At 53.5% G+C, this 12,998-nt stretch carries 8 protein-coding genes; 3 read left to right on the forward strand and 5 right to left on the reverse strand.

Annotated elements, in window-relative coordinates; all coding sequences use genetic code 11:
• Positions 1 to 41: 41 nt before the first annotated feature.
• Positions 42 to 965, reverse strand: coding sequence for a hypothetical protein (locus ACTJI9_RS06785; RefSeq protein WP_440806803.1), 924 nt, complete (start codon positions 963 to 965; stop codon positions 42 to 44).
• Between the two features lie 247 nt (positions 966 to 1,212).
• Here ACTJI9_RS06785 and ACTJI9_RS06790 point away from each other — a divergent pair, with 247 nt between their 5' ends.
• The 3 genes from ACTJI9_RS06790 to ACTJI9_RS06800 all read left to right on the forward strand — a co-directional run bounded on the left by ACTJI9_RS06790 (position 1,213) and on the right by ACTJI9_RS06800 (position 4,180).
• Positions 1,213 to 1,524 (forward strand): hypothetical protein, encoded by a 312-nt coding sequence (locus tag ACTJI9_RS06790; protein ID WP_162802433.1) that lies wholly within the window; start codon positions 1,213 to 1,215, stop codon positions 1,522 to 1,524.
• Positions 1,525 to 1,618: 94 nt separating this feature from the next.
• The gene (locus ACTJI9_RS06795) at positions 1,619 to 3,013 is read left to right on the forward strand and encodes an aminotransferase (RefSeq protein WP_307283397.1); all 1,395 of its coding nucleotides are present in this window, start codon (positions 1,619 to 1,621) and stop codon (positions 3,011 to 3,013) included.
• 48 nt (positions 3,014 to 3,061) lie between these two features.
• Positions 3,062 to 4,180: an NAD-dependent epimerase/dehydratase family protein gene (locus tag ACTJI9_RS06800; protein ID WP_440806806.1), complete on the forward strand. Its 1,119-nt coding sequence runs from the start codon at positions 3,062 to 3,064 to the stop codon at positions 4,178 to 4,180.
• A gap of 70 nt (positions 4,181 to 4,250) precedes the next feature.
• Here the strand turns inward: ACTJI9_RS06800 and ACTJI9_RS06805 are convergent, their stop codons facing one another.
• The 4 genes from ACTJI9_RS06805 to smc form a co-directional block, all read right to left on the reverse strand.
• Positions 4,251 to 5,609 carry an esterase-like activity of phytase family protein gene (locus ACTJI9_RS06805; protein WP_440806808.1) on the reverse strand — a complete coding sequence of 453 codons (1,359 nt, stop codon included), beginning with the start codon at positions 5,607 to 5,609 and terminating at the stop codon, positions 4,251 to 4,253.
• Between the two features lie 283 nt (positions 5,610 to 5,892).
• The gene (locus ACTJI9_RS06810) at positions 5,893 to 6,642 is read right to left on the reverse strand and encodes a polysaccharide deacetylase family protein (protein WP_440806811.1); all 750 of its coding nucleotides are present in this window, start codon (positions 6,640 to 6,642) and stop codon (positions 5,893 to 5,895) included.
• A gap of 74 nt (positions 6,643 to 6,716) precedes the next feature.
• Positions 6,717 to 9,386, reverse strand: a complete 2,670-nt coding sequence (gene ppdK, locus ACTJI9_RS06815; protein ID WP_440806813.1) for a pyruvate, phosphate dikinase — start codon at positions 9,384 to 9,386, stop codon at positions 6,717 to 6,719.
• Between the two features lie 146 nt (positions 9,387 to 9,532).
• On the reverse strand, positions 9,533 to 12,991 hold the full coding sequence (gene smc, locus ACTJI9_RS06820; protein ID WP_440806815.1) for a chromosome segregation protein SMC: 3,459 nt from the start codon (positions 12,989 to 12,991) through the stop codon (positions 9,533 to 9,535).
• Positions 12,992 to 12,998: the final 7 nt, after the last annotated feature.

Raw genomic sequence — 12,998 nt, forward strand, 5'->3', positions numbered from 1 at the left:
GCGCCTTCAAATCATCGCGCAAAGCAGTCCCACCTCGTGGATTATTCGCAAAGGTCTTCTCTCATGTAGTCGTTTTCAAGTTTAAGCACTGACACTGCCGTTAAAAGCGCAGCTTTGTCTGCAGCAGCCTTGTCCTTGACCTTTGCAAGCTCCAATGCTGTTTCACCCAATAAACCATCAAGTTCTGCTCTTTTGCTTTCCAGACTAACCAGCGATGCTTTGATCTCTTTCACCTGCTTTAGAAGGTCCGGACTGTCTTCACCGGGCTTCGCCAGCTCGTCCGACAGCTCTTTCAGCTTGCTCTTGTGAGCCTTCATCTCGGTAACATTGCCGTCATGCGCCTTTTCAAGATCAGCACGCGCTTTTTCAAGATCGCTGACTTGTTTCGCCAAGGCAGCCTTATCCGCTTCAGCCGTGTCCTTGACCTTTGCAAGCTCCAACGCTACCTCACCCAACAAGCCATCAAGTTCTGTTTTCTTGCTTTCCAGACTAACCAGCGATGCTTTGATCTCTTTCACCTGCTTTAGAAGGTCCGGGCTGTCTTCACCCGGCTTCGCCAGCTCGTCCGATAGCTCTTTCAGCTTGCTCTTGAGAGCCCTCATGTCGGTGGCATTGCCGTCACGCGCCTTTTCAAGATCAGCACGCGTTTTTTCAAGATCGCTGACTTGCTTGGCCAAGGCAGCCTTGTCACTCTCAAGATTTCCATAGTTCGCCAACTCATCTGTCAGCTTTTTCAGCTTGCTCTTGAGCGCATTTATCTCGACTGCGGTGCTCGCACGCGCTTGTTCAAGGTCGTCAGCTTGCTTTGCCAATACAGCTTTATCATTCTCGAGATTTTCGTTCTTTGCTTTCAGCTCATTGATTTCTCTACTGAAAGTTGATGCCGATGTGTCGGACTTTGACCCGGAGTCGTTGCACGCTGCAACCAGCACGAGAAGCAATAATAGACAAAAACGATATTTCAAAGCTCACTCCTGAAACAAATAAATCAAATTATGCGTCGTAATATGAATCGTCGTCTAAACGGCCTGTATAAAATTCTGATGACAGTTCCGCTACAGATTTAGGGGCAAGAAACTCGACTGATTTAAGCCGTTTACATTTTATGAGTGTATCAGATGGCACACTCCTGCCATCATCGAATCAAGTGATTTGGCAGAAACAGAGCGCGGAGACACACCGCTGACAGAAGATAACATGACGAGGCCGGATATGATGCCTGAAGCTGGCAAAGCGGTTTCGCTTGAAGTTGTAGAAGTTGAATTGGCGCTTGGCGCGCAGGATATCGTTGCCGATGGTTTTGAAGGCGCCTTGCAAAAGGCCGTGGATTTGGTTGATGGAAAGCTGATCTTCAATATCAGGGCGCCCGAAAACAGCGATTATCAGCGCGTGGCGGCAATCTCCGTTTCAGATGGATCAGCTGAGCAGACTGTCTTTGTCACGCTTGGCAATGATGGCACCACTTTCGCCGTTACAGCGGACAAATCCGATATAAATGTCGGTGGTGATTTGCCGCTGTTATAATCTCTTTCATTTCTGAATCTTCCGGAGCGACCCTTTGCCTTTCCAGCCAGTCTGGTTAGTGTTGGGAAAAACTTGCAATAACCGGAGTAACAAAATGGCGAACAGCCGCCCCCTTACCAATGTTCAGCAGCGCGATGTCAATGCGATCCTCCATCCCTATACCCCCTTGCACAAATTGCAGGAAAACGGCCCCTTGGTGATGGGGCATGGCAAGGGCGTTTATCTCTACGACACGCAAGGCAAGGAATATATTGAGGGCATGTCCGGCCTGTGGTGTGCGGGGCTGGGCTTTGGCGACGAAGAGATGATCGAGGCTGCGACGGAACAGATGCGCACCCTGCCCTATTACCACCTCTTTGGCGGCAAGGGCATGGAACCGGCGATCGAGCTTGCTGAAAAGCTCAAGGAAATAGCGCCTGTACCGATTTCAAAGGTTTTTTATACCTCGTCGGGTTCAGAAGCGAATGACACGCAGGTCAAGCTTGCCTGGTATTACAACAATGCCCTTGGCCGCCCGAAAAAGAAGAAGATCATTTCCCGCGTCAAAGCCTATCATGGCGTGACCATCATGGCTGCATCGCTGACCGGCCTGCCTTATAATCACATGGGTTGGGATTTGCCGGTCGAAGGCATTTTGCATACGGATTGCCCGCATTATTATCGCTTTGGCCAGGAAGGCGAAAGCGAGGCGGAGTTCGTTGCGCGTCTGGCCACATCGCTGCGCGATATGATCGAGCGTGAAGGTCCGGAAACCATCGCTGCTTTCATCGCCGAGCCTGTCATGGGCGCTGGCGGGGTGCTCGTGCCGCCTGCCAGCTATTTCAGCGCCATTGAGCCGATTCTGCGCGAACACGATATCATGATCATCGCAGATGAGGTTATAAACGGCTTCGGCCGCACCGGAAACTGGTGGGGCAGCCAGAGCGTTGGCATGACGCCGACAACCATTTCAGCAGCCAAGCAGTTGACCGCTGCCTATTCACCGCTTGGTGCAGTGCTGGTGCCCGAAGACATCTATCAGGCCTATGTGGATCATAGCGCTCAAATCGGTACATTTGGCCATGGCTTCACCTATGGCGGGCATCCGGTTGGCTGCGCCCTTGGCGTCAAGGCAATCGAGATTTATCAGCGCCGCAATATTGTGGATTATGTGCGCGGCCTCACCCCGCTTTTTGAAGCACGCCTTGCCAAGGTGAAAGATCACCCCTTGGTTGGGGAAGTGCGTAATTGCGGCCTGATGGGTGCGGTAGAACTTGTGGCCGATAAAGCAACAAAGCGCCCGTTCAATCCCGCCCATGCGGTCGGCCCCGCTCTGGCGCGCTTCCTGGAAGGTCATGGTGCAGTGCTTCGCGCCGTCGGCGACAGTATCGCATTCTGCCCGCCAATGATCATCACGGAGGACGAGCTGAACGAGCTGTTCAACCGCTTCGAACTCGCCTTGGCAGACACGGAAGCCTATGTTTCAACGGGCAGTTTGCGCGCCGCTTGATGCATAGCGGTTTGCAGCGGTTTTAATGCGTGGTTCGACAAGCTCACCATGAGGAAGAACGGTAGGCTGCACGATGGTTTGCCTTCGCAGACTTCGCGCTCCCTGCAATTAACTCCATTCCTCATGGTGAGCTATCTTGAGCTTGCCGAAGGGCGAACCACGCACCACCGCTTTGCCCATGTGAGAGCAGAGCGAACCAAGCTAAATTCGTGGCTTTCAAACGGCGTAAAAGTCTGCAATTCAATAGGCTATAACAGGCTTTGTCAAAGGTTGTGCATGCGCATAGTGCTTACAGGGAGTTCCGGGCGTGTAGGCCGCGCTATTTTTGGCGCCTTGTCTGAAAAACATGAGGTCGTTGGAATAGATCGATCGGCCTTTTCCACAACGCATATTATCGGGGATTTCGTCGATGAAGCGCTGCTTCGCTCAGCCTTCAAAGGCGCCGATGCCGTTATTCATACAGCAGCTTTGCATGCGCCCCATGTCGGAACGACACCGGACGAGGAATTTCAGCGTATCAATGTTGAAGGAACCCGTCTTGTCGCAAAAGCAGCGATTGCTGCTGATGTCAAACGCCTGATCTTCACCAGCACGACAGCTTTGTATGGATATGCCGTTTTTCCCGGCTCCTGCATATGGATCGACGAAAATACGCCGCCAGTGCCGAAAAGCATTTATCACCGAACAAAACTTGAGGCCGAGTGCCTTCTGGAAAACATGACCTCTAGCGAATTGGCCGTGAGGGTTCTGCGCATGTCCCGCTCCTTTCCGGAACCGGGCGATGTAATGGCTACATACAGGCTGCATCGCGGCATTGATATTCGCGACGTGGCTGATGCCCATTTGGCCGCGCTGACAAATGGCGGAGCAAACTTTCAACGCTACATTATCTCGGCGGCAACGCCTTTTACAAAGCAGGACTGTCAAGCACTGGCGATTGACGCAGCTTCCCAGATCAGATTGCGCGCGCCCGATCTTGCCGACGCATTCGAGCAGCGAGGTTGGAGCCTTCCGAACTCCATTGATCGCATATATGATTCCAGCCAGGCTGAACGCGCTCTTGGATGGCAAGCGCGCTTTGGTTTTGGCGAAGTGCTGGCACAAATGGACCGGCGCAGTCTGGAAATCTTGCCTGCGGGCGCTTTGATCAGCAGAAAAGCGGAGTAGACTTTGCAAAGCGTTGCGCTGGAGGATTGATCGCTTAAATCTCGCGACCAATCCCCAGCAGCAATATCTATTACTTCGCTTTCAGCAGGTCGCCGACTTCCAGAATGACGAATTCATTGTCATCCGCCTTGTCGACCGCGCGGCCTGCGGAGAATGGCAGATTATTGTCATTGCCGACGATGATGTGGCTATCGTCTACAATATCGACATTTTCAATGGTGACAAAAGGCATATCGTAGAAGCCTTCGCCGCCGCCTTGACGTTTCTTGTTGTCGGGATCAGCGATTTTTAGCAAATCGATATATCCGATCTTGCGCACCGCCTTATCCACATTCGCGTCGCTCATTTCGATCTTGTAGATGCGCTTGTGCTTGGATGGCTTGTCAAAGCAATCGGGCGTTGGCGCCTTCGGGTCAGCGCAAGCCTTCGCAGCAGTTCCCGCGCCATTGTCACGCTCGATTACCAGCGCCGTTGTCGCATCGATCATGTTGAAATCGCCAATGGCCTCGCCACCTGCGGAAAGGGGATAAAGCCAGCTGCGACCCGTCCAGTTTTTGGACGCAATATCGAATTCAATTACCCGTAATGCGGGCTGGTCATCAACCTTCTCAACAGCGCCGTCGTCCCCGAAAAGCGGACCTTCAAGCAGTGCATATAATTTGGTGCCGTCTTTTGATTGCGCCAAGCCTTCATAACCGCCGGAACGTTTCAGATTAAAGGCCGGATTTTTGAGCGTCGGATTGGCTGGTAACGTGATTGCAGGATTATCCGGCGAGCGAACATCCTTGTCGCCAACCTTGGTCGCGACGACATCCGTAACCTTGCCATCCATTGTTACCTTGATCAAATATGGGCCGAACTCTTCGCCCAGCCAGAAACCATCGGCAACCGGCTGGATGGATTCAATATCGAGATCGCTGCCCGTCAGGTAGCGTGTGTCGCTGGCCTCCATGACAATGGGGAAAGGCACTTTCTTGTCTGGGTCAGTCAGGAAAATCGTCTGCTTGCGCTCGACTGTTCCCTTGTCCCAATCAAACGCCAGATGGTGCAGCATCAACATTGCATCGACCGAATTCAGCTTCGTTCCAAAGCCATTATCCGACAATGACCAATATGTTCCATCGCCAATCGCCTTGATGCCGGAGAAGCCCTGCAAAGGTTGCCCATCAAAGGGTAATGACAAGCCGGTCAGCCTTACCCCATCCTTGCCCGGCACTGTTCCGAGTTCCACAGCGCGCTTGCGATCAGCGGTTGTAAACTTGCCTGCATGAGTCAGATGTTCCGGCGCGTTTTCCGGTGCCTTCACCATTGTGTTGGCAGGAAGGATCGCATGGGAAACGAGTTTGGCGGGAAACTCCTGTTCAGCCGCCAAGGCCGGCAATGCCATCATGGCGGTGGTAAGAAACAGAGCAGCGGAAATTGAGCGCATGGAGCATCACCATCAAGTTTGAAGTAAAAGTGTCCAGCAACGCTTAGGTGCTCTTTGTGTCCGTGATTTTATGGTTTCATGACATCCTGATGAAGGAGAGCACGCATCGTTTGTGAAGTTTGGAGGAGTAACCCCGATATTGTGATGAAACGGGCAAAAATTCTGATGGAGAACGGATTCAGGAACCGGATCACCGCAAAATTGATGAAACTTGCCGAAGAATCGCCGATTCTTCCCCAAAATTCTCTACTTCGAATTGCAATTTGATTGCGTTAAGTTGCAATCAAGCATTTGGAGTGCCTGGCTTCTCACTTTCAATCACATCGTTCAGCCGAACGAAACGGAAGCCTTTTTGCTTCAGTGCCAATATACCTTTTACCACCCCGGCCCCTGCCGCCCGACTCGGCTGATTGATATGGGCGATGATGACATCGCCGTCTTTTGCGGCGGAAATCCGCTGCTCCACTTGGCCCGCAAGCAAGGATGCCCCCATGTCGGCATTGAGCGAATATCCTGCAACCCGGTACCCCATTTCATGAATGAGTTTCACTGCATCTTCGCTATAGCGAGCAGTCGCGTCGCGGTACCAGACAGGTTTTCCGACAGTGGCGATCTGCATCGCATTTACACCACCTTCAATCTCAGATCGTATCGCGGGCAATGATCCGGCGGTCTTCAATCCAAACATCAAAGGCTGGTTATCGATGGCCGGAACATGGTTAAGCCCATGATTTTCCAATTCAAAAAGTTCTGGGTGCGCCTTCATGATTGCCACCGAAGCAGCATTGCGCTTCAACCATCGGCCAGTAACGAAAATCGTTGCAGCGATCTTGTTCTCCACCAAAAAGCTGAGAATTCTCTGATCAGTCTGGCCTGAACAGGCGTCAAGAGTGAGCGCGACCTGCGGCGCCGCAGCTCCGCCCTTTGCAATGTAAAGTTGTGGCTCGACAAAATGCGGATGGTTGCCCGCATTGGCAGCAGTTGCTGCGAGCGCGATGGAACATGTGACTAGAATTGTGGTGATAAAACGCATGATATATTGCCGCAAGACAAGAGAACCTGCGGCGAACAGCACTTGGAACTAAGCGGAATTATGGCAATAAGCCTTTATTTTCCTTTGGTTTTTGCTGATGCCTGCGCCGCGGCAAGCCGGGCAATCGGCACCCGGAACGGTGAACAGGAAACATAGTCCAGTCCTACCTGATCGCAAAAATGGATCGATGCCGGATCGCCGCCGTGCTCCCCGCAAATTCCAAGTTTTATGTTTGGCCGGGTTGCCCTGCCTTTTTCCGCGGCCAGCTTCACCAGTTCGCCTACGCCATCCACGTCAATCGACACAAATGGGTCCTGCTCAATGATACCCTTGAGCTGGTAGGTCATCAGGAACGAAGATGCATCATCGCGGGATATTCCGAACGTCGTCTGGGTCAAATCATTGGTTCCAAACGAGAAAAACTCGGCAGCCTCCGCAATTGAATTGGCACGGATCGCGGCTCGTGGCAGTTCGATCATCGTACCCACAAGGTAACTGATCTTGATTTCAGTCTCCTTCATCACATCCGCCGCAACCGCATCGATCCGCGCTTTCACAAAATCCAATTCAGCTCGAAGACCGACGAGCGGCACCATGATTTCCAGCTCGACCGGTGCGCCAGTCAATTTGGCAGCTTCCACCGCCGCTTCGAATATGGCGCGGGATTGCATCTCGGCAATTTCCGGGTAGGAAATTGCCAAACGGCAACCGCGATGTCCCAGCATGGGATTGAATTCATGTAAGGATTCTGTTCGCTCCCGTAATTTGTCGGAGCTGATCTTCATGGCTGCCGCGACTTCGGCGATTTCCTCGTCTGTCTTCGGCAGGAACTCGTGAAGTGGTGGATCAAGCAGGCGAATCGTTACGGGCAGGCCGTGCATAATTTCAAATAACTCAATGAAATCAGCGCGTTGCATTGGCAGCAGCTTATCCAGAGCAGCGCGTCGGCCTTTCTCGCTTTCTGCCAAAATCATTTCGCGCATGGCAATAATGCGCTCGCCTTCAAAGAACATATGCTCCGTTCGGCATAGGCCGATCCCCTCGGCGCCAAAGGAACGCGCCGTACGGGCATCATTGGGAGTTTCGGCATTGGCGCGCACTTTCATGCGGCGGGCACCATCTGCCCATTCCATGATCTTGCCAAAATCGCCCGACAATTCAGGTTGAAGCATTGGCACAGCGCCCTTCAAAACCTGACCGATTCCCCCGTCAATCGTAATGATATCGCCTTTTTTGAGGGTAACGCCCATAGCGAGCAGTGTCTCGTTTCGATAGTCAACACGAAGCGCCCCAGCGCCTGAAACGCAGGGTTTCCCCATGCCGCGCGCCACCACGGCAGCATGACTTGTCATGCCGCCGCGTGTGGTCAGAATTGCTTCTGCAGCATGCATGCCGTGAATGTCTTCAGGGCTGGTTTCAATACGGACCAGAATGGCCTTGCGGCCCTCTGACTTCAATTGTTCCGCATCTTCCGATGAGAAGACAATCTCACCAGTAGCCGCGCCAGGCGATGCGGGAAGACCCGTTCCGATAACTTCGCGCTTAGCCTTCGGGTCGATTGTCGGGTGCAGTAATTGATCAAGAGATGCAGGCTCAATGCGCAACACAGCCTCGTCGCGGGATATCAAACCCTCATCCGCCATCTCAACTGCAATCTTCAGCGCAGCCTTGGCGGTGCGCTTGCCGGATCGGGTCTGCAACATCCACAATTTACCATTTTCAATAGTAAATTCAAGGTCTTGCATGTCCGTGTAGTGTTTCTCAAGCTTGTCCGAAACAGCGCAGAATTCGGCAAATGCTGCCGGCATGATCTTTTCCAGCGAAGGTTTGTCAGAACCCGCAGCGATGCGTGCTTCCTCGGTAATATTTTGCGGGGTGCGGATACCTGCCACGACATCTTCGCCCTGTGCATTAACCAGGAATTCGCCGTAGAGCTTCTTTTCGCCCGTAGACGGATTGCGCGTGAAGGCTACGCCAGTAGCGGATTTATCGCCCATATTGCCAAATACCATGGCCTGGACGCTGACAGCCGTACCCCAGCTTTCAGGTATGTTATGCAAACGTCGGTAGGTGACGGCCCGCGCATTCATCCAGCTTGAAAAGACCGCGCCTATAGCGCCCCAAAGCTGCTGTTCAGGGTCTTGAGGAAAAGGCTCTTCCAGCTCTTCCTCGATCTTGGCCTTGTACTGCGCAACGACATTTTTCCAATCGTCGGCAGTCAGCGCAGTGTCGACATCGTGGCCCAAATTGGCCTTGGCATCCTCGAGTATCTCTTCAAAAATTGAATGATCCAGCCCCATGACAACATCAGAATACATCTGAATAAAGCGGCGATAGCTGTCATAGGCAAACCTTGGGTCGCCTGTTTCCTGGGCAATTGCTTCCACGGTTTCGTCATTGAGCCCGAGATTAAGGACCGTATCCATCATTCCAGGCATGGAGGCGCGTGAGCCGGAACGCACTGAAACCAGAAGCGGCTTCTTGCTGTCCCCAATGGTACGACCGGTTACACTGGCAATATGCTCCAGCGCCTGTCCGACTTCCTTGGCAAGCGTGTCCGGATAGCTGCGCTCATGCTCATAGAACCAGCTGCAAACTTCCGAAGTGATTGTAAATCCGGGAGGAACCGGCAAGCCTAGCGAACACATTTCGGCAAGGTTTGCGCCTTTTCCTCCGAGAAGATTGCGATCTCCCGCCGAACCTTCTGCCTTGCCATCCCCAAAAGTATAAACCCATTTTACCATTGCAGCCTCCCATGCCGCTAACGCTTCATTGAGGTCTACGCGATGAATGCGGAAATCGCCAGCGCCAAATGCTGCATTGCAGCATTCAAATCGATTAGCAGGGTAAATCCGCGTTAAGTCTTGAAATGTTTGGTCATTTACGCAGCTTAGCTTGCTTCCCGCAACTGCTCTGCAGTCTGAAGATCGACTGAAACCAGTTGGCTAACGCCTTGCTCTGCCATCGTCACCCCGAACAGCCGGTTCATGCGGGCCATGGTGATCGGATTGTGGGTGATGACCACAAAACGAGTATCGGTCGACGCCGCCATTTCATCCATCAGATTACAGAAACGCTCGACATTATGGTCGTCGAGCGGTGCATCAACCTCATCCAGCACACAGATTGGAGCTGGGTTCGTCAAAAATACCGCGAAGATCAAAGCCATAGCTGTCAGCGCCTGTTCGCCACCAGATAGAAGCGTCATCGTTTGCGGCTTCTTTCCTGGGGGCCGAGCAAGAATTTCGAGCCCAGCTTCCAGCGGATCATCAGACTCGATGAGTTGCAATTCCGCTGTTCCACCACCGAAAAGATGGGTGAAAAGCCGCTTGAACTGCACATTGACTACTTCAAATGCTGCCAAAAGACGCTCCCGTCCTTCGCGATTTAGGCTCTGGATGGCCTGGCGCAGCTTCTTTACGGCCTCGATAATATCTTCGCGCTCATTGATGATTGCTTCAAGCCGAACAGACAGTTCTTCCTGTTCTTCTTCGGCTCGCAAGTTCACGGCGCCCAATCGTTCGCGTTCGATTTTCAACCGCTCAAGATTGCGTTCGGTCACGTCGACGTCGGGCAGCGGATCGTCTGGACCAAGCCCAGTCAATTTCATCGTCTCGTGCGGTGCGCAATTGAGCGCTTCGAAAATGCGCGCCTCCGTGTCCTTACGGCGCTCCTGTGCCGCTGACAGACGCTCCTCAGCCCGCGCCCTGCCTTCCCGAGCAGTGGCGAGCGACTGGATGGCTTCTGTTGCGGCCCGGTCAAGTTCCTGCTGCCTGGCCTCCGCTACGGCCAGTTTATCGCCAGCGCTTTTACGCAGCTCTTCGGCTTCGGAGAGTTGCGTAAGCAGAGCGCGGTTACGCTCGGCGATTTCTTCGGGTGCATCGGCAAGATTGGCGGCTTCCCGCTCCGCTTCTAGACGCCGCTCCCCAAGCGACTTTATCTGACGATCTGCATTCTCCGCGCGGGTAATCCAGCTTTTACGCTCAAGCCCGATCGACTCGAGGCGGCGTATCCGGGCTTCCGCTTCACGTCTTAGCCCATCATAAATGGCGCGGGTTTCCGCAAGAGTTGCACGGTCCAGCGTAACCTCGGCGGTTAACGCAGCAAGACGGCGATTCAACTCTTCGACATCAGCGGCATTCTCAAGACGCATCTGCGTTTCGACCAACTGTTCCTGTGTCTCTTCAAGCGTTTCGCTCAGGCGGGACTTCCCTTCATCAAGTGCGGCACGCCGGCTGAACAGCTGGCCCGAAGCTCGCTCTGCCGCCGCCAAGGCCTCACGCGCATCATTCAAAGACCGTTGCGTGGAACGCCAGTGGTCGCGGGTAGTGCGTTCATTCTCAACGGCATCACGGACAGCTTTTTCCGCTTCGGCGATAGCCGATTCAGCAACGCGCAACTGCTTTGTCGATTCAACAACCTCAAGATCAAGCTCTGCCAGCCGATTTTTCTGCGCCAGTCGTTGAGCTGCCGGTGTAGGAGCGTCGGCGCTTGCCGTATATCCGTCCCAGCGCCATAGATCGCCGGAAGTGCTTACAAGCCGCTGTCCCGGTTTTAATTGCGCCTGCAGCCGCCCCCCGCCTGTTTCATCGACAAGCCCGATCTGGGCAAGTCTACGGGCCAATTGCCTTGGTGCACGAACAACTTCAGCCAACGACCTGACCCCTGCCGGTAGCGCTGGATCGTCTACTGTTGTTGCAATTTCGCCCCAGAAAACAGGTGCGGAAATATCAATCGGGGCGTCCAGATCTTCACCAAGCGCTGCCCCAAGTGCTGTTTCGTAGCCCTTTTCGACTTTGATGGCCTCCACAATCGCTGGAAACAGGTCGGAAGCCGCTGCATTGATCATCTTGGCCAAGGTATTGGCTTCAGTTTCGGCGCGTCCTAGATTGCTGCGTGCTTCTTGCAAAGGTTGCCGCAACGTCGCTTCCTTTTGGCGCGCTGTCTCTACCGCTGCTTCTGAAGCAAATGTCGCCTCCTCAGCCTGAGCAAAAATCGCTTCCGCTTCTTCGACAAGTCTTTGCTTTTCAACCGGGTCAGCCAAGGTTGAAATTTGCGTCGCAACAGAATTTAGCTCCTGCTCGACATCACCTATTTGCCGCAAAAGACGGTCACGGCGCTCGGTTATTTCGCGCAGGTTGCGTTCAATCTGCGCCCTCTCCGCTGCAGCCTCAGCGCGCTCGGCAGTAATTTTTGCGAGCGCTGCTTCACTTTCCTTAAGCTTTGCTTCAGCACGTTCAAAATCGGCCCGCGTTTGCAGTTCACGCGTTCCAGCATTGGCATTTTCGTCGGTGAGCGACTGCTCTTCCGTGATGAGGCGCTCCAGCACGTCATCATTGTCGCTTATCATCTGCTCTTCACGAGCAATGTCAGCAGTGAATTGCTGTAGTCGCTTCTCAATTTCTGTCTGGCGGGCACGAATGCGCTCACCTTCCTCTTGCAATTGTGATCTGGCGATTGTCAGGCGCTGCAGTATAGCGGCCGCCTTTGCCTCTGCTTCACGCAGATCAGGGAGATGATGAGCGCCGATAGCCTGCTCTTTGGCAGCATTCATCTGGCGCTGCGCCTGTTCACCAACGCCGGATGTTGCGACGGCCAAAGCTGATTGCGCTTCGCCTTCCTGAGTTTTAGCGACAGACCATTTCAGGTGCAGCAAAATTGCTTCAGAACGTCTTATATCGGCTGAAAGGCTCTTGAAGCGGTTTGCTTGGCGCGATTGCCGCCTCAAGCTTTCAATCTGCGTCTCAAGCTCGCCAACAACATCTTCCAGACGCTCAAGGTTCTGCTCCGCAGCCCGCAAGCGCAATTCTGCTTCGTGACGACGCGTATGCAGGCCGGAAATGCCTGCGGCTTCTTCCAATAGCGCGCGCCGCGCCTGAGGCTTGGCTTGGATCAGTTCACCGATACGACCCTGCCCCACCATGGAGGGCGAACGCGCACCAGTCGACTGATCTGCGAACAGCAGTTGCACATCCTTGGCACGGGCATCCTTGCCGTTAATGCGATAGACAGATCCGGCCTCGCGCTCGATACGGCGTGAAACCTGTAGTTCGTCTGCATTATTGAAAGCCGAGGGTGCAGTACGGTCTTGATTATCGAGGAAAAGCGTTACTTCAGCTGTATTGCGCGAAGGCCTCGTCCCCGATCCCGAAAAAATGACATCATCCATGCCGGAGGCGCGCATATTCTTATATGAGCTTTCGCCCATAACCCAGCGCAGCGCCTCGACGAGATTGGATTTGCCGCAGCCATTGGGGCCGACAACACCGGTCAGCCCGCTTTCAATGACGAATTCGGCAGGCTCAACGAAAGACTTGAAACCCAAGAGGCGGAGTTTGGTAAAGCGCATCAGAGGC

The organism is Phyllobacterium sp. 22552, assembly GCF_052044585.1.
GTDB lineage: Bacteria > Pseudomonadota > Alphaproteobacteria > Rhizobiales > Rhizobiaceae > Phyllobacterium > Phyllobacterium ifriqiyense.

What these genes read in the sequence shown, in the direction of transcription:
- ppdK (WP_440806813.1), bottom strand. Translation starts at nt 9,386, where the DNA reads ATGGTAAAATGGGTTTATACTTTTGGGGATGGCAAGGCAGAAGGTTCG.
- ACTJI9_RS06795 (WP_307283397.1), top strand. Translation starts at nt 1,619, where the DNA reads ATGGCGAACAGCCGCCCCCTTACCAATGTTCAGCAGCGCGATGTCAAT.
- ACTJI9_RS06810 (WP_440806811.1), bottom strand. Translation starts at nt 6,642, where the DNA reads ATGCGTTTTATCACCACAATTCTAGTCACATGTTCCATCGCGCTCGCA.
- smc (WP_440806815.1), bottom strand. Translation starts at nt 12,991, where the DNA reads ATGCGCTTTACCAAACTCCGCCTCTTGGGTTTCAAGTCTTTCGTTGAG.
- ACTJI9_RS06790 (WP_162802433.1), top strand. Translation starts at nt 1,213, where the DNA reads ATGATGCCTGAAGCTGGCAAAGCGGTTTCGCTTGAAGTTGTAGAAGTT.
- ACTJI9_RS06800 (WP_440806806.1), top strand. Translation starts at nt 3,062, where the DNA reads ATGAGGAAGAACGGTAGGCTGCACGATGGTTTGCCTTCGCAGACTTCG.
- ACTJI9_RS06805 (WP_440806808.1), bottom strand. Translation starts at nt 5,609, where the DNA reads ATGCGCTCAATTTCCGCTGCTCTGTTTCTTACCACCGCCATGATGGCA.